Genomic DNA, 17,397 nt, shown 5'->3' on the forward strand with positions numbered 1-17,397 from the left:
TACAATACATGTAAAGGAGTGAAACGCATTGCGAATTGGAGAGTTATCAAAAGAAACTGGGGTTAGTGAAAGGGCACTAAGACATTATGAAGAAAAGGGATTACTCCCTTCGAAACGCCTAGCAAATGGCTACCGTGATTTTGATGAAAGTGCAATCGAAAAAGTAGAGCTGATTCAAATGTACTTGCAAATCGGCTTAAATTTAGAAGAAACAGAACGAATGCTACGTTGCCTTGAAATCGAGCCACATCTCTACGAAAATCCGTGTAGTAGTATCCTTGCACTTTACGAAGACAAACTTGATGAGGTAACGAAGCAAATCACATTACTTTCCAACATTCAAACGAATTTACAAAAACACGTTTCACTCCTAAAACAAGCAAAAGAAAAGGGATGATTACATGTTTGTTATACATGGCAGTTCAAGACAAAACGGAAATACGGAAGCTTTAACACATATGGTGATTGATGGGATTGAAACAGAACAAATTTACTTGCGTGATCATATCGTCCACCCAATCATAGATCAGCGCCATGATGTAGAAGGATTTCAACCTGTAAATGATGACTACGAGCAGTTAACCAAACGCATGCTAGAGCACGACACGATTATCTTCGCTACACCGCTATACTGGTACGGAATGAGCGGCCACATGAAGAACTTCGTTGATCGCTGGTCACAAAGCTTGCGTAATAAATCTCTTCATTTCAAAGAAAAAATGAAAGGCAAAAAAATGTACGTTGTCATCGTTGGCGGAGACAGTCCAAAACTGAAAGCATTGCCGCTTATCGCCCAGTTTCAATATATCTTTGATTTTGTTGGTTCATCATTTGAAGGATATATTATTGGGGATGCGAATGGACTGGATGAAATCAAGAACGATGCTGAGGCGCTGGTAAAAGCACAATTGTATAATAATAAATTCAAAAATAGCACACAGAAATAAGTTTGACAAATCCATTTGTATGCGCATACAATAAAAATAATATTATGAAAGGAAGGTACTTTGACCAATGAAGTTCTAATTCTCTTATTTATTTCATCCATCACAAATAGTGAACAAAAATGATGAAAACTAGCAGAGGATTAGTCTGTCCATTTGTCGATACTTTCTTTCGATACGATCATGTAAAAAATCGTTTATTTATGTACGATTTTTACATTGAAGGGCGACATTTATCCTCTCTAGTGAAACTAGGGAGGTTTTTTTATGACTATTTTAATCGCACATAATATCGAAAAGAGCTTTGGTGATCGCACCATATTTACGTTACCATCACTAGAAATTCAAGCAAACGATCGTATAGGGATTGTCGGAGTCAACGGAGCTGGAAAATCTACGTTATTACAAATATTAAGTAAAGAAATAGAAGCTGACAAAGGCACAGTAACTCATCATAGTTCTATCGCCATTATCCCACAGCTTAGCGAGGGGATACCGGAAACCGCTTCTTCCCTCGCTAAGGGCAAATGGAATATTTCAAACGTCGCAAATTCAATGAGCGGCGGTGAATGAATGCGCCTAAAGATCGCCCATGCCCTCGAACAAGATGCAGGCATTCTATTTGCTGATGAGCCAACAAGTCACTTAGATATGTTCGGTACAGAGCAATTAGAAAAGGCACTGTTATCTTATAAAGGTGCACTTGTTTTAATATCGCATGATCGTGATCTTTTAGATGCCATATGTACAAAAATCATCGAAGTTGAAGACGGTACTATTCAAGAATATAAAGGTAATTATTCAAACTATCGAAAGCAAAAAGAACGTGAGCGAATACAAAAGCAAGCAGAATATGATCAATATATACAAGAAAAAAATCGGTTAGAACAGTCAATTTCACAAAGAAAGCAACGTGCTTCTAGCATGACAAAAATCCCAACACGGTTCAGTTCATCTGAATCTAAACTTTATAAGTGCAGCGGGGCTCATGGGCAAGAAAATATTAGCAAAGTAGCGAAAGCACTAGAAACACGCCTTGAAAAGTTGGAACAGAAAGAAAAACCGAAGGACTTTTCTCAAGCTCAGTTTGACGTACAATACCACACACCAATTCATAGTAAAGCAGTTGTTCAGTTTAATAAAACAACGAAGAAAATAGGGGATCGCACACTATTTAAAAATATGAATGGAACAATTGTCCCTGGGGCAAAACTTGCTATTTTAGGGGAAAACGGAAGCGGAAAAACAACTTTGTTCAACATGCTTCTCGCGAACGAGCGTGGCATTCAGCTTTCGAAAAGTTGTAAAATTGGATACTTTGAACAAACATTATCTATTTTAAAAACAGATAAAACCATTTTAGAGAACGTTCTAGAAGAAACCAACTATACAGAAGCATTCGTTCGAACAATACTTGCACGGCTTTTATTCCGCCGTGAAGATGTTCATAAACCTGTACATGTCTTAAGTGGCGGCGAACGAATGAAGGTCGCACTCGCAAAAGTATTTTTAGGAAACTATAATATGCTTCTGCTCGACGAACCGACAAACTATTTAGACTTGGCAACGCATGAAGAATTAGAAAGCAGGTTACAAGAATACCCTGGCACAATACTTTTCATTAGCCATGACCGTGCCTTTATTCGTTCTGTTGCAAACCATATTCTACAAGTAGATGAGAGCGAACCAAGAATATTCCACGGCAATTACAAGCAATACACAAAAAGAACCACCCAAGCTTCTGTAAACGTTACTGAACAAGAATTATTACGATTACAAACAAAATTAACAGAAATCATCAGCAGGATTTCTATCCCAAATCAGCATGATGACATCACATTTCTCGAACAAGAATACGAAAAATTATTAGTTCGAATTCGGCAGTGTAAAGAAGCACTCTAATGTCTTCCCCATATATCGACGGGACCTTCCACATTTCCCAAGAAATATCGAGGCTTCGACATAGAATATCACCCTACCTATCATGTTAGACACAATAACAACAAAAAGCCGTGCACCAGCACGGCTTTTCACTTTATATACGGACAGCAGTCCCACTCACCGCAACCATTAGCATTCCTTCGCGAACTACTTCGTAGTCCACGTCGATACCAACAATGGCGTTCGCATTTTTTTGTCTTGCGAGAGTTTTCATCTCTTCCATTGCAATGTCGCGCGCTTCTTTTAGTTTACTTTCGTAGGCGCCTGCGCGACCACCGACAACGTCACGGACAGAAGCGAAAAGGTCACGCACGATATTCGCACCCATGATTGCTTCGCCATTAACGATATCGATATACTCAATAATTTCTTTCCCTTGAATTGTAGAAGTTGTTGTTACAATCATGCTTTATAGCCTCCCATATAAGATTTCCACTTACTTATGGTGCACTAATTCAGCAGAAATTATATTTACGAACTAAACTGCGCCTCATACAATCGGCTGTAACCCTCGCCTCGTTTGATTAGTTCCTCATGTGAACCTTGTTCTGCAATACCGTCTTTATTTACAACGACGATGCGATCTGCATTTTTAATAGTTGCAAGCCTGTGAGCGATAACTAATGTTGTACGGCCAACAGATAGTTCTGCAAGTGATTTTTGGATAGCAAGTTCTGTCTCTGTATCTAGCGCAGAAGTTGCTTCATCTAAAATTAAAATTGGCGGGTTCTTCAAGAACATACGGGCAATTGCTAAGCGCTGCTTTTGTCCTCCTGAAAGTTTCACACCACGCTCACCGATAACTGTATCTAAACCGTCTGGTTGCGAGTAAATTAAGTCCTCTAGCTGAGCACGTTTTACCGCCTGCCAAATTTCAGATTCTGAAGCTTTTAAGTTTCCGTAAGCGATATTTTCACGAATTGTTCCTGAGAATAAGAAAACATCTTGCTGTACAATTCCGATTTGCTTACGAAGTGACGATAACGTCATCTCTTTGGTGTCAATGCCATCAATTTGAATTGATCCAGATGATTGTTCATAAAAACGAGGTAATAAACTACATAGTGTTGTTTTCCCTGCCCCTGATGGTCCAACGAAAGCAACTGTTTCACCTGCATGTATTTTCAAACTAATATCGTTTAAAATCGGCTCTTTATTTTCATATCCGAACGTGATGTTATTGTATTGAATATCGCCGTGTACATGTTTAACTTCTATTGCACCTTTAGAATCTACAATATCCGGCTCTGTTTCCAGAAGTTCTACATATCTTTTAAAACCAGCGATTCCTTTCGGATAACTTTCAATAACCGCATTAATTTTTTCAATTGGGCGGAAGAAAATATTCGTTAATAAAACGAATCCAATAAATCCACCGTACGTTAATTCACCTTGCAGAACAAACCATGTACCACATATTAATACAAAGAGTGTTACAAGACGCATCAGCATATAACTAATCGATGAATTTAACGCCATAATTTTATACGCCATTAATTTTGTTGTACGGAAACGAGCATTATTTACAGCAAATTGCTCTTTCTCAAACTTTTCATTTCCGAATGCTTGTACAACGCGGATACCACCTACATTGTTCTCGATACATGCATTGAAATCAGCAACGTCTGAGAATAAACGTCTAAACGTACCTGTCATTTTTTTATTGAAGTAAAGTGCCAACCATAATAAGAACGGGATTACGAAGAATGTTAGAAGTGCTAACTTCCAGTTAATCATCATCATAAATGAAAATGCTCCAACTAAAGTCATAATGGCAATGAATAAATCTTCTGGTCCATGGTGAGCAATTTCCCCAATTTCCATTAAATCGTTTGTAAGACGTGAAATTAAATGACCTGTTTTATTATTATCAAAAAATCTGAATGATAGCTTTTGAATGTGATCAAATAATTTCTGCCTCATATCTGTTTCAATGTTAACCCCAAGCATATGTCCCCAATATGTAACGACATATTGCAAACCTGCATTTAACACATAAACTACGAACAAGCCGAAACAAGCCCATAAAATAAGCGTCCAGTTTTGTCCTGGTAATAACTTATCAATAAATTGATTTACGATAAGCGGGAAACCAAGTTCGAGTAAACCTGCGATAACTGCACAGGAAAAATCGAGTACGAATAAACCTTTGTACGGTTTATAGTAAGAAAAAAATTTACGTAGCATATCTTTCCTCCCTTTTCCAAATTAAAAGACTCTCTAAATGATAACCATTATCAAATAATTATTCAAGTTATCCGTCTATGAAACTAAAAAAACCTTCATCTATATTTGATGAAGGTTTCCATTTTACTTTATATAGCTTCCGAATCCCACTCGTGCTCTTGCTGAACAAATACAACACCTAATTCATGATGTCCCCCGGCGTATAATGCCGTTTGAGCAAGACGAAGCTCACCATTTGTATCTACTACTTCTAATTTACAAAACGCTCCTGTCGTCTTCGTTTGAAGCGCGTCATAAAACTCTTCGGTACTTCTTGGAATGATTCCATTTACTTTCGTAATAACTTCTCCAGGCTTTAAATTCATCTCTGCCCCAATTGTATTCGGAATTGTATCTAACACAACAAGTCCATCATTACGTGCGGCAAAGTATGCTGGTCTTTTCTCGTCTGCAATTTTCTCTTGCATCGAGATTGTAAAGCGTCCAAGCATTGCGACTCCCATCGCGATAATTGCGAGTACGTGCCACCAGTAACTTGCGATACCTAAAACGAGTACGAGCCCCGCTAAACCATAGACGCGTCTTCCTGTAAATAATAAAGCTTCCGTCGGCTCATAACTTCTAACCTTTCTCATAAATCCAATTAAAAATGGAACGAGGAATAAAGAGTATGTAGTCGAACCTATTGAAACGACAGGCCACCAAGAAATAAATCCTGTCACCGCGTCTCCTGGTATAAGAATAAATACTGGTACAAGCCATAAACGATTGGATTCATGTAGTCCAATTCGTAGCCCACGCTTACCTTTGTTAATTTTCGGCGTAGAATAACGAACTGCATTTTTAGAGATTAATAAACCCTCTACAACGAGCATAACGCCTAGTAAAATAGCAAGGGATACAATCGTACCCTCTTCACCTTCTCCAAGCTGTAAGAAGGAAACTGGCATCTTAGACGATAACAACACGAGTGCAATCGCGATTCCGAAAGTATAAGCTACAGATAAATATCGATACATAGCAGTTAATCCGAATAATAACGTCCAAAGTAAAATTGCCCATAAACTCGCTTTTGAAACAACAAGCCCAAGCCCAATCGTAATAATAGATACGATTAATCCGTACCCAATACCTGCAAATAGAGTTGTTCGTAGTTCAAACCAAATATCATATACTTTAAAAGAAAAATCTTTTCGTTCTCGTAATATACGTAAGTATCCAACGAAGATACTACTAATTAAAAATACATAGACAGCAGGGTGTAAGAAAAAACGTCCAACCGCTCGTAGTATTTCAAAAAGCCATGCCTCCACGAATTCATTCACCACCATTTATATCATTCTTTCTTTTTATCTTATCATATTTAACACATAAAAAAATACAGGCATCAAAGTGCCTGTATTCTTTCTTATTTCGCTATTAATTTCAATGCCGTCTGTAATTGTAAATCATTTTCTCCAGAACGGATTTTTTCAATGATTTTAGTTTGAATCGCTTCAGCTGTCTTTTTATTAAGTTGTCCTGTTGCTTCCATCTCATTCGCATTTTGGAATGCTTTTAGTGCTGATTCTGTCTCTTTGCTAAAGTATCCATCTTCACGTCCTGGTACATATCCTAAGCTCTTAAGCATTTCTTGCGCGTGTTTTACTTGTACATCATTTGAATTGTATGAAAGTGTCTTTTCAATTTGAATTGGTGTCGCATGATAATAATCTGGTTGCTTCACTTCTACAGTTGGCGCGATTCCTTTTTTATGAATCCAATTGCCATCTGGTGTTAACCATTTAAACATTGTTAATTTAATATTGCTGCCATCTTTAAATGGAACAGCCTGTTGAACAGTACCTTTACCAAACGTTTTTTCACCAATTAAATCGTATCCTTCTCCTTCTTTTAGCGCACCAGCTAAAATCTCTGAAGCAGAAGCACTTCCATTATCAATTAATACTGAAATTGGATATGACTTTCTCTCTTTCAGTTCCGTAGAGAATTTCTTCTTCTCACCATTTCGCTGTTCTACTTGCAGCATTGGCTTTTTATCTGTCATGATGTCTCCTAGTATATCTTCTACACTATTTAAATAACCGCCAGGATTACCACGCACGTCAATAACTAAGCCTTTTATGTTTTTCTTCTCTAGCTCTTTTAACTGATCCTTAAATTCTTTCGCAGTATTTTCAGCGAAAGAAGTAATTTGCATATAACCGATATCTTTTCCGCTATCTTGCTTTACGGAACTAAATACAGTGAAAATCGGAATCTTTTCACGCTTAATTTTAAATTCTATCGGATCAGCCACTCCTGCGCGCTTAATTTCAATTGCAACAGTCGTTCCTTTTTTACCACGAATTTTTAATACTGCTTCTTCACGTGATAAATCTTTCACACTATTTCCATCTACAGATAAAATTTGGTCATTCGGTTTAATTCCTATCTTTTCTGCTGGTGAACCTTTAATTGGCGATACGATAATAAGCTTACCGTCCGTCTTGTTCACTTCAGCTCCAATCCCTTCAAGTTCAGGATCCAGTGACTGACTAAACTGTTTTGCCGTTTCTTTATCCATATACGTGGAATAAGGGTCCTTCAGCGTAGACAACATTCCCTGTATCGCACCTTCGACTAATTTGTCGTCTTTCACGTCTTCCACATAACGTGAATCAATTAGTGCATACGCCTCATTAATCTTTACCAAATTCCCTTGCGCTGTGCCAGCATTACCATTCGATACTGTTTGCGTTACATACGCTGGGTTTATCCCAAACCAGTACATACCACCAAACATCCCGCCAGCACCAATTAAAAATGCAACAACCATTCCAATAATTGCAACTCTACGTTTCAATGCGGAATTCCCCTTTCCAGAACACACAGGTGGTGTAGCAAAAGGCATCACACGATGTGTGATGCCTTTACCTATTTCTACTATATGATAAGCTTGTACGAATTATGTTTGCAACTTTTTATACTTTTAAGAAGCGACGAATTGACATTACACTTCCCCACATACCGATTAATGCACCGATTAACATTAATAAACCAGCTAATTGGAATACGAATGGGTTGTATGGTAGAAGCTCGAAAATTGTTCCGCCAAGTTTTTCATTAAACACACCTTGCAACGAATTATACATAACTAAAATTAGACCAATTGGAATAATTGATCCTAATACTCCTAGGAATAATCCCTCTAACAAGAACGGCCAACGAATAAACCAGTTTGTTGCACCAACAAGTTTCATAATTTCAATCTCAGTACTACGAGCATAAATTGTAATTTTAATTGTGTTAGAGATTAAGAACATCGCTGTGAATAGAAGACCCGCAATTAACGCAATCCCGATGTTACGACCAGTTTTTACAGTATCAAATAATTTTTCAACTTGACCTTTACCGTATTGAACATTACTTACAAACTGCATTTTCTCAATCTTTTTCGCAATTGTTGCCGTATCTGTTGGTTCTTTCGCCTTTACAACAAATACGTTTTTCAGTGGGTTATCTTGCTCAAATAACTCGAACGTTTTTCCACTATCGCCTAAACTTTTAATTAAACGTTTCAACTCTTCTTCTTTAGAAGAATATTTAATAGAATCTACTTTCGCAATTTTACTCATATCTTCTTCTAATTTCTTTTGATCAGCTTCTTTTGCTGCTGGATCAACATGCACACGAATTTCTACATCTTGCTCTACTTTCGTCGCAAAATGGTTCATATTCATAATCGCTGTCAAAAAGACACCTACAAGTAATAATGTAACTGTTACTGCACTTACAGAAGCAAATGTCATCCATCCGTTACGGGATAGATTTTTCACACCTTCTCGCAAATGTCGACTAAGGGTTTTAGCCTTCATATCCGTATCCTCCCTCAATCTCGTCTCGAACAATTCTTCCGCCTTCAATTGCAATTACACGATGACGAATTGTGTTTACGATATCTGCGTTATGTGTCGCCATAACAATCGTTGTACCACGCTCATTAATACGTTTAAAAATCTTCATAATATCAAGAGCTGTTTCAATATCTAAGTTACCTGTTGGCTCATCGGCAATTACAACCTTTGGCTTATTTACAATCGCTCTTGCAATCGCCACACGTTGTTGCTCTCCGCCCGAAAGCTCATTTGGAAGTGCATCGGCACGCTCTTCAAGACCAACAAGACCTAACACTTCTGTAACGCGCTCACGAATCGCTTCCTTCTCTTCTTCAATTACTTCTAAAGCAAACGCAACATTCTCATATACCGTTAATTTAGGTAGTAATTTAAAATCTTGGAAAATCACGCCTAATTGACGACGGAAATATGGAACATCTCTTTCTGCTAATGTTTCAATTACAAGTCCATTTACATTAATTGATCCTGTAGATGGCTTCTCTTCACGATACATCATTTTAATAAATGTAGATTTTCCGGCTCCACTCGGTCCAACTACGTATACGAATTCACCTTGTTTAATGTTAACTGTGAGACCAGCAATGGCTTTCATACCATTTGGGTACTCCTTATAAACATTCGTCATTTTTATCATTATTTATCACCCAATACTTAATGATTTTTTTAGAAATACTTTTCTGTACATTTGAAAATAAAAGAAAAACCTTTATTTTCATTCGACCATTCTTGTTGAAGGTAGCTTCCATACATGCTTTTTATTAGCAACGCTACTCTATGTAATATATTTCATCAAAATTCTACAAACCCCATTGTAACATCAATCGGTTTCCAATTCGGATACAATTTTGTTACAGTTATGTTACATCCTAATAAAAGGTAAACGAGCTCATGTAATTACTTAACTCGAAGCACTTTTCGGTCAAGTTATACAATCAGCTCGTTTATTAATTACGTTTCTTATTTATGCTCCGCTAACCATTCAGCTACTTTTTTCGCATCTTCACCTTGAATAATTCCTGGTGACATTGAACCGCGGCCTTTTTCAATAATCTTTTCAATCTCTGCTGCGTCATATTTCTGTCCTACTTTTCGTAAATCTGGTCCAGTTGCTCCTGATAAATCTTTAGCGTGACAACCTATACAACTTTTTTGGTAAATTTGCTCTGCGCTATCTGTGCTTGCAGATTGTTTTGATGGTTTACTCTCTTCTTTATTTCCACATGCTCCTAAAGCAAAAACGACTGACGTCCCCAGCGTAATAGCCAACAATTTCTTTTTCACTTCTATCGCTCCCCATTGTTGATATTCTTTTCATTCATAACTAGGCAATAGTTTTCATAACACATTCAATATTCATTATAAGCATTATCTTTATATAGAAAAACTAAGGTGTATTTCATATTTTTCACAAATATAGTGAGAAGCCTAATAAAATAAGCTTTCATAAATTGTTTCAATTCTGTGAACACCTTAGAAAGTTCTATAAAGAGCCTTTTTCTCCAATCAAAACTGAGAAATTCTATATAAAGTCCTACTCTATTACCACTTTGTTTTACTATTCTCTACCTTTTACAAAACAATATACGGCATTGTATTCTACATATAATCTCATCAAAAAGAGAAGTTGTCGTTTCCAACTTCTCTTCCTCTTTATTTCATCAATATAAATAAGATAAGCCTCTTTATATCCTCTTGGACCTCAGCATGTGCCAACAATTCTGTTGGCTTTTTCTCTTATTAAATACGAGAACGTAAATACGCATCAATAAACGGATTAATTTCTCCATCCATAACTGCTTGTACGTTACCAACTTCTGTATTTGTGCGGTGGTCTTTCACAAGAGAATACGGGTGGAATACGTAAGAACGGATTTGGCTGCCCCATCCAATTTCTTTTTGCTCTCCGCGAATCTCATCTAATTGTGCTTGTTGTTCTTCTAATTTCTTTTGATATAATTTCGCTTTTAGCATTTTCATCGCATGCTCACGGTTTTTAATTTGAGAACGCTCTGACTGACATGTTACAACCGTGTTTGTCGGTAGATGAGTTATACGAACTGCTGAATCTGTCGTATTAACGTGCTGTCCACCTGCACCACTTGCACGATACGTATCTATTTTCAAATCTTCTGTACGCACTTCAATTTCAACTTCATCATTGAATTCAGGTACAACTTCACAAGATACGAACGATGTATGACGACGACCTGAAGAATCGAACGGTGAAATACGTACAAGACGATGTACACCTTTCTCCGCTTTCAAGTAACCGTAAGCGTTATGACCTTTAATTAATAATGTAACACTCTTAATACCAGCTTCATCGCCCGGTAAGTAGTCAACCGTTTCTACTTTAAACCTACGTTTTTCAGCCCAGCGCGTGTACATACGTAATAACATAGAACCCCAGTCTTGTGATTCTGTTCCACCTGCACCTGGGTGTAATTCTAAAATAGCGTTATTTTTATCATAAGGATCGCTTAATAGTAACTGCAGCTCGTACTCATTCATTTCTTGAATTAAAGTTTTCACTTCAGATTCTAGTTCCTCATGTAAATCTTCATCATACTCTTCTTTAAGTAAGTCATGCGTCATTTCTAAGTTTTCGAACGTCTCATCTAACTGACGGAACCTTCCAACCATATCTTTCAGCGCATTCGCTTCATTAATTACAGCTTGTGCGCCTTGTTGGTCATCCCAAAATCCTGCGCCCATCATCGTTTCTTCTAATTCTGCAATTTGTTTTTCCTTAGTAGGAAGGTCAAAGAGACCCCCTAAAAGCCGCTAATCTCTTAGCCATTTTTTCTAGTTCTTGCCTAATTTCTACTAATTCCATTTCCTTCACCTCTATGTAATTGCTGTTACTTTCATATGAAAACAAGGGAAACTCTCTCCACTTATTACGGAGAGAGTTTAAACCTTTTCATTATACATTTTTGATGTAAAAGTTTGCAAAGCAGCCTGAACTACAGTTCCCTATTACTGCCCAATGCCACAACAGTTTTTATATTTCTTGCCACTACCGCATTTACATAAATCGTTGCGTCCCATTTGGTCACCTTTTACAACCGGTTTTTTCTTCGCGTCTTCGCCATCGCTTGATGGATGAACAGCTTCACCTTGAACAACTTCTTGACGCTCTAAGTTTTGCTCAATTTCAGCTTTCATAATGTAACGAGAGATTTCCTCTTCAATAGAAGCGATCATCGACTCGAACATTGCGAATCCTTCCATTTGGTATTCACGAAGTGGATCGATTTGTCCGTAAGCACGTAAATGAATACCTTCACGAAGGTGATCCATTGCATCGATATGATCTGTCCATTTCGTATCTACAACACGGAATACAACAACCTTTTCGAATTCACGCGTCTGCTCTTCAGGTAGAAGCTTCTCTCTTTCGTTATAACGCTCTAACAATTTCGCGATAATTGATTCGCTCATTTCTTCTGGAGCAAGGCGACGTAACTCTTCTTCTTTTACATCTCCTTCTTCAAGAAGGTTTGTATTTAAGTAATCGACAAGACCTTTAATGCTCCAATCTTCTTCGATTTCTTCTTGCGTATGAAGTGCAACAGCACGTTCTATCGTAGATTTCATCATACCTTCAATAATACTGCGTAAGTTCTCTGAATCCATTACTTCTTGACGCTGTTTATAAATTACTTCACGTTGTTGACGAAGTACATCGTCGTATTGCAATAGCTGCTTACGTGCATCATAGTTATTTCCTTCCACACGTTTTTGCGCAGATTCTACCGCACGAGAAACCATTTTACTTTCGATTGGCTGTGAATCATCCATACCAAGGCGATCCATCATCGCTTTCATATTGTCAGAACCGAAGCGGCGCATTAGTTCATCTTCCATTGATAAGTAGAACTGTGTTACACCAGGGTCCCCTTGACGACCAGAACGACCACGTAACTGATTATCAATACGACGACTTTCGTGACGCTCTGTACCGATAACTGCTAGGCCAACGTTTCTAATATCGTCGCCTAACTTAATATCCGTACCACGACCAGCCATATTCGTCGCAATTGTTACAGCGCCTTTCATACCAGCTTCTGCAATGATATCTGCTTCACGCGCATGGTTTTTTGCATTTAAGATATTATGACGTACACCTTTACGTGTTAACATTTTTGAAATAAGCTCTGACGTTTCAATTGCAACTGTACCAACAAGAATAGGTTGCCCTTGCTTATGACGATTTACAATATCCTCAACAACTGCATTGAATTTACCTTCCATTGATTTGAAGATTAAATCAGCACGATCATCACGAATAATATCTTTATTCGTTGGAATTACGATAACATTCATATTGTAAATACTACGGAATTCTTCTTCTTCCGTTTTTGCTGTACCAGTCATACCAGATAATTTTTCGTACATACGGAAGTAGTTTTGGAACGTAATTGTTGCAAGCGTCATACTTTCATTTTGAATTTCTACGCCTTCTTTTGCTTCAATAGCTTGATGTAAACCTTCGCTATAACGACGACCTTTCATAAGACGACCAGTGAATTGGTCTACGATTACGATTTCGCCTTCTTGTACAACATAATCTGTATCAAGGTGCATAACAACGTGTGCACGAAGCGCCTGATTAATATGGTGAAGAAGTGCTACATGTTTTAAATCGAATAAGTTATCGATATGGAAAGCTTTCTCAGCTTTCGTAATACCATCTTCTGTTAACATTACATTTTTCGTTTTCACATCAAATGAATATTCTTTTTCATTTTCTAATGTACGAACGAATGCATTTGCAAACATGTATAGCTCTGCTGATTTTTGAGCTTGTCCCGAAATAATAAGCGGCGTACGTGCTTCATCGACTAAAATAGAATCGACTTCATCGATGATAGCAAAATTAAGTGGACGCTGAACGCACTGCTCTCTATATAACACCATGTTGTCACGTAAGTAATCGAACCCAAGCTCGTTATTTGTGCTATACGTAATATCAGCAGCATAAGCAGCTTGTTTCTCTTCACGTGACATACTATTTAAGTTAATCCCTACAGTTAGGCCAAGGAACTCATGAAGTTGTCCCATTTCGCTCGCATCACGTTGCGCTAAGTATTCATTGACTGTAACAACGTGAACACCTTTTCCTGTTAATGCGTTTAAATATACAGGTAAAGTAGATGTTAACGTTTTACCTTCACCTGTTTTCATCTCAGAGATATTTCCTTCATGTAAGGCGATACCACCCATTAGCTGTACGCCATATGGACGCATTCCAAGAACACGATTCGCTGCTTCACGAACAACCGCAAAAGCTTCAGGAAGTAGATCATCTACTGTCTCACCTTTTGTTAGACGTTCTTTAAATTCAATCGTCTTTCCTTTTAATTGTTCATCAGTTAGCGGCTTAATAGATGATTCTAATGCATCAATTTGCTCCACTGTCTTCTGCATACGTTTAATTTGGCGTTGGTTGACATCAAATACCTTTTTTAAAATACCGATCATAGGAAATACGCTCCTCTTTTATTAAAATAAAACTTCCGATTGCTTTCTTTTTCTCTTTACAATCAGTCGTTATAAAAATCAAATTTATGTTATGCCAATTTTTCTCCTAATTAAAAAACTAAAATGTATAAACCTAATGATAATTGTAACACTTGTCTTATAACTATGACAACAATCGTCCAAATGTCGAGCCATAGATTCAGAAAAAGTTTTTATTTTATTTTATTTCTTCCAACAAACTACTATCTCTTCGTTACAAATTTTGTATTAAATCTAAGTAGTATTCTTTCAAGTTCTCTTTTAAAGAAGATGGCTCAATTATTTTTATAGTTTTACCAAAACTAGCTAGATATGAAATGATAAAGTTGATTTCAGCAGGCTCATAAGTTCCTATTAAATATGTATCTTCACATTCTTCCCATAATTTCATCGAAGGATATTGTTGTTGCTTGAATATCTCTATCCCCCTCGCAGTAATTGAGCATTTAAATTGAATAGCTTGTTCAGTTGCCTTCCAAAGACTATGTGCGTTATGTATATTTATATTTTCCAAATCCAGACTACCCTGAGCATCTACCATTTCTAACGACCTAATACGATCACAGCGAAACACTCGATAAGTCGCTTTATCTAAATCGTAAGCCTGACAATACCAATAACCTTTCATTGCATAAATCGAAATCGGCTGAATACGGCGCATTGTCGTTTGTTTCGGCGTTACATAGTTTATAGTTAAAGCCCTATTTTGAACAGCAGCTAACAAAATCTCTTCTAGATAACCACATTCATGTGCTTGTTCCAAATGAAAAAAGGACACTCTTTTTTGCAAGTTTTCAATTTGCTCACGCTGTTTTGACGAAACACTATCTAAAAATTTCTTATTAATCGAACGAAACGAGATTTGAAAAGGAATACTTACAAAACTACTTAGTGCTTGCATTGCAAAATAAAGTGCAAAAACTTCATGATTTGCAAATGAAATCGGTGGTAATGTCATCGTTTTTATTAAACGATACCCTCCATACCGACCATACTCTGCAAAAAGAGGTACACTCATTTCCTCTAATGATGCAATATCACGTAAAGCTGTCCTTTTTGAAATTTGAAATTCATCCATTAAATCTTTCAATGTGAATATTTGTTTTTGATTAATAAAACGTAGCATCTGATTTAAACGCTCAACTTTTTTCATAAACTCTCCCTATAGGTGCCAATGCGTGGCACCTTATATTTGTATAGTAATAAGTGTAAACATATATGAAGGAGGCAATACAATGAACTTTGAAGTAATCCCTTTTTTATCATTAAATGGGCAAGGTGCTAAAGCAATTGCATTTTACGAACAGTATTTAGACGCAAAAGTTTTATTTAAAAAGAATTATAAAGAAATGAAAGAAATAGATCCGAATTTCACGTATAAAGAAAGCCAAGAACATTATATTACCCATTTCGTTTTACAAATTGGCACTAATAAAATTATGATTGCAGAACAGGCAGTGGATTCCACACGTCCTTGGCAATTAAGTAATAGCTCATCATTATGCATTCAATCTAAAGATTTCCAAACCATTGAAGCACTCTATCACAATCTAATTCAACATGATGAGGTTTATATTTTAACACCTTTTGAAAAAAACTCCTTCAGCCCGGGTTACGCCATTGTGCGAGATCCTTTTGGAATAGTAATACAATTGACCGTTACAAAACATGACTTCTAAATTTCATTACGAATAAGCCATTTAAATTCATATCAATATTACAAGATAGGAAGGCAAAAACATATAAAAAAAGCGCAGCCATTTCGGCTGCGCTTTTGAATGATTATTTTGTTTCGATTAAACCATATTTCCCATCTTTACGGCCATATACAACATTAGTTTCATTTGTATCAGCATTTGTGAAGACGAAGAAACTATGTCCTAGCATATCCATTTGCAAGATCGCTTCTTCAACGTCCATCGGTTTTAAATCGAATCGTTTTGTACGTACAAGTTCTAATTCATCCTCTTCTACCGCATCCAGAACAGCTACTGCTTCCGGAAGGATAAAGTTAGTTTTCACAGAACCTTTCTCACGTAATTTACGGTTTACCTTTGTTTTATGTTTACGAATTTGTCGCTCAATTTTATCAACTACTAAATCAATCGCAGCGTACATATCGCTATTTGTTTCTTCTGCACGAAGTAATAAATCTGTAAATGGAATTGTTACCTCGATACGTTGCTTGTCAGAGTATACTTTTAAATTAACCTTAATCTCTGGGAATGTATCAAAATAACGCTCTAATTTACTTAGTTTTTTCTCTACATATTCCTTTAATGCTGGAGTTACTTCAATATTTTCACCACGAATGTTGAATTTCATAGATGAATTCCTCCTTTCAAGCCTATGTACTATAATTTCGACATTGGCTTAAAAACTCCTTCTAATTTTTTTAAAAAATTAGTGGAATTGCGATTTTTTTATCGTTTTTTGTTGAAATGAAAAGATGCATCGTTTCTATCTTTATTTTATCCTATTAACATCGTGAATAACGAATGTAACTGTGGACAATTAGTTACAGAAAAGAAACAACTTTTTGACAACTCTTCCAAAACAAAAAGCCCTTGTTACGAGCAAGAGCTTTCGCCATCTATATAATGCTGCTAAAAATACAGCTCTATCTTTTCCAAAAACTTAATTTTTACAGTTTCACAACATTAGCCGCTTGTGGCCCACGTGCTCCATCAACAATATCAAACTCCACTTGTTGACCTTCTTCTAACGACTTATACCCATCTTGTTGAATAGCAGAAAAATGAACAAACACATCGTCACCATCTTCACGCTCAATAAATCCAAATCCCTTTTCTGCATTAAACCATTTTACTCGTCCTTGCATGTTCATTCCATTCCCTTCACTCTTAAAATCAGGGCATTCGCCCCATATTCTGACTATA

General features: G+C 36.8%; 15 protein-coding genes and 1 pseudogene. 4 read left to right on the plus strand and 12 right to left on the minus strand.

Annotation, left to right across the window (positions count from 1 at the left end; genetic code table 11):
- The first annotated feature begins 28 nt into the window (after positions 1–28).
- The 3 genes and pseudogenes from JFT95_RS23430 (at position 29) to abc-f (ending at position 2,846) form a co-directional block, all read left to right on the plus strand.
- Complete coding sequence (locus tag JFT95_RS23430; RefSeq protein WP_002016114.1) at positions 29–397, plus strand: MerR family transcriptional regulator; 369 nt, start codon at positions 29–31, stop codon at positions 395–397.
- Between the two features lie 4 nt (positions 398–401).
- Positions 402–947 (plus strand): flavodoxin family protein, encoded by a 546-nt coding sequence (locus tag JFT95_RS23435; protein WP_201053344.1) that lies wholly within the window; start codon positions 402–404, stop codon positions 945–947.
- 264 nt (positions 948–1,211) lie between these two features.
- Positions 1,212–2,846: pseudogene (gene abc-f, locus JFT95_RS23440) on the plus strand (ribosomal protection-like ABC-F family protein).
- Positions 2,847–2,979: 133 nt separating this feature from the next.
- Here abc-f and JFT95_RS23445 read toward each other — a convergent pair.
- From JFT95_RS23445 to JFT95_RS23490, 10 genes are all read right to left on the minus strand, one after another.
- On the minus strand, positions 2,980–3,291 hold the full coding sequence (locus JFT95_RS23445; RefSeq protein WP_002068307.1) for a heavy metal-binding domain-containing protein: 312 nt from the start codon (positions 3,289–3,291) through the stop codon (positions 2,980–2,982).
- 65 nt (positions 3,292–3,356) lie between these two features.
- Positions 3,357–5,072, minus strand: coding sequence for an ABC transporter ATP-binding protein (locus tag JFT95_RS23450; RefSeq protein ID WP_201053346.1), 1,716 nt, complete (start codon positions 5,070–5,072; stop codon positions 3,357–3,359).
- Between the two features lie 128 nt (positions 5,073–5,200).
- On the minus strand, positions 5,201–6,385 hold the full coding sequence (locus JFT95_RS23455; protein WP_172798714.1) for a PDZ domain-containing protein: 1,185 nt from the start codon (positions 6,383–6,385) through the stop codon (positions 5,201–5,203).
- 95 nt (positions 6,386–6,480) lie between these two features.
- Positions 6,481–7,917 carry a S41 family peptidase gene (locus tag JFT95_RS23460; protein ID WP_483862088.1) on the minus strand — a complete coding sequence of 479 codons (1,437 nt, stop codon included), beginning with the start codon at positions 7,915–7,917 and terminating at the stop codon, positions 6,481–6,483.
- Positions 7,918–8,035: 118 nt separating this feature from the next.
- Positions 8,036–8,929 carry a permease-like cell division protein FtsX gene (gene ftsX / locus JFT95_RS23465; RefSeq protein WP_002089596.1) on the minus strand — a complete coding sequence of 298 codons (894 nt, stop codon included), beginning with the start codon at positions 8,927–8,929 and terminating at the stop codon, positions 8,036–8,038.
- Positions 8,919–9,605, minus strand: a complete 687-nt coding sequence (ftsE, locus tag JFT95_RS23470) for a cell division ATP-binding protein FtsE (protein ID WP_002016128.1) — start codon at positions 9,603–9,605, stop codon at positions 8,919–8,921. The genes ftsX and ftsE overlap by 11 nt, the downstream gene beginning before the upstream one ends.
- A 323-nt stretch (positions 9,606–9,928) precedes the next feature.
- On the minus strand, positions 9,929–10,252 hold the full coding sequence (gene cccB, locus JFT95_RS23475) for a cytochrome c551 (RefSeq protein WP_002016129.1): 324 nt from the start codon (positions 10,250–10,252) through the stop codon (positions 9,929–9,931).
- Positions 10,253–10,708: 456 nt separating this feature from the next.
- A protein-coding gene (prfB, locus tag JFT95_RS23480; RefSeq protein WP_100248371.1) for a peptide chain release factor 2 occupies positions 10,709–11,807 on the minus strand; the annotation gives its coding sequence in 2 pieces (ribosomal slippage) (positions 10,709–11,734 and positions 11,736–11,807; 1,098 coding nt in all).
- A 143-nt stretch (positions 11,808–11,950) separates the two neighbouring features.
- Positions 11,951–14,458 (minus strand): preprotein translocase subunit SecA, encoded by a 2,508-nt coding sequence (gene secA, locus JFT95_RS23485; RefSeq protein WP_002034761.1) that lies wholly within the window; start codon positions 14,456–14,458, stop codon positions 11,951–11,953.
- 253 nt (positions 14,459–14,711) lie between these two features.
- Entirely contained in the window at positions 14,712–15,650 is a 939-nt protein-coding gene (locus tag JFT95_RS23490; protein WP_201053348.1) for a helix-turn-helix transcriptional regulator, read from the minus strand.
- Between the two features lie 82 nt (positions 15,651–15,732).
- Here JFT95_RS23490 and JFT95_RS23495 point away from each other — a divergent pair, with 82 nt between their 5' ends.
- Entirely contained in the window at positions 15,733–16,176 is a 444-nt protein-coding gene (locus tag JFT95_RS23495; RefSeq protein ID WP_002192279.1) for a VOC family protein, read from the plus strand.
- 103 nt (positions 16,177–16,279) lie between these two features.
- On the opposite strand, the gene hpf is transcribed toward JFT95_RS23495, so the two are convergent.
- Together hpf and cspC are read right to left on the minus strand one after the other, a co-directional pair.
- Positions 16,280–16,822: a ribosome hibernation-promoting factor, HPF/YfiA family gene (gene hpf, locus JFT95_RS23500; protein ID WP_002034758.1), complete on the minus strand. Its 543-nt coding sequence runs from the start codon at positions 16,820–16,822 to the stop codon at positions 16,280–16,282.
- Between the two features lie 319 nt (positions 16,823–17,141).
- Positions 17,142–17,339 (minus strand): cold shock protein CspC, encoded by a 198-nt coding sequence (gene cspC, locus JFT95_RS23505; protein ID WP_001990088.1) that lies wholly within the window; start codon positions 17,337–17,339, stop codon positions 17,142–17,144.
- Between the last annotated feature and the right edge of the window lie 58 nt (positions 17,340–17,397).

Origin of the sequence: Bacillus sp. TH17 (assembly GCF_016651125.1) — a bacterium.
In the GTDB taxonomy this organism is placed as follows: Bacteria; Bacillota; Bacilli; order Bacillales; family Bacillaceae_G; genus Bacillus_A; species Bacillus_A mycoides.

Bases quoted from the DNA above. Each gene is read 5' to 3' on its own strand.
- ftsX (WP_002089596.1), bottom strand. From the start codon at position 8,929: ATGAAGGCTAAAACCCTTAGTCGACATTTGCGAGAAGGTGTGAAAAAT.
- JFT95_RS23490 (WP_201053348.1), bottom strand. From the start codon at position 15,650: ATGAAAAAAGTTGAGCGTTTAAATCAGATGCTACGTTTTATTAATCAA.
- cspC (WP_001990088.1), bottom strand. From the start codon at position 17,339: ATGCAAGGACGAGTAAAATGGTTTAATGCAGAAAAGGGATTTGGATTT.
- JFT95_RS23445 (WP_002068307.1), bottom strand. From the start codon at position 3,291: ATGATTGTAACAACAACTTCTACAATTCAAGGGAAAGAAATTATTGAG.
- ftsE (WP_002016128.1), bottom strand. From the start codon at position 9,605: ATGATAAAAATGACGAATGTTTATAAGGAGTACCCAAATGGTATGAAA.
- JFT95_RS23450 (WP_201053346.1), bottom strand. From the start codon at position 5,072: ATGCTACGTAAATTTTTTTCTTACTATAAACCGTACAAAGGTTTATTC.
- JFT95_RS23435 (WP_201053344.1), top strand. From the start codon at position 402: ATGTTTGTTATACATGGCAGTTCAAGACAAAACGGAAATACGGAAGCT.
- JFT95_RS23495 (WP_002192279.1), top strand. From the start codon at position 15,733: ATGAACTTTGAAGTAATCCCTTTTTTATCATTAAATGGGCAAGGTGCT.
- hpf (WP_002034758.1), bottom strand. From the start codon at position 16,822: ATGAAATTCAACATTCGTGGTGAAAATATTGAAGTAACTCCAGCATTA.
- secA (WP_002034761.1), bottom strand. From the start codon at position 14,458: ATGATCGGTATTTTAAAAAAGGTATTTGATGTCAACCAACGCCAAATT.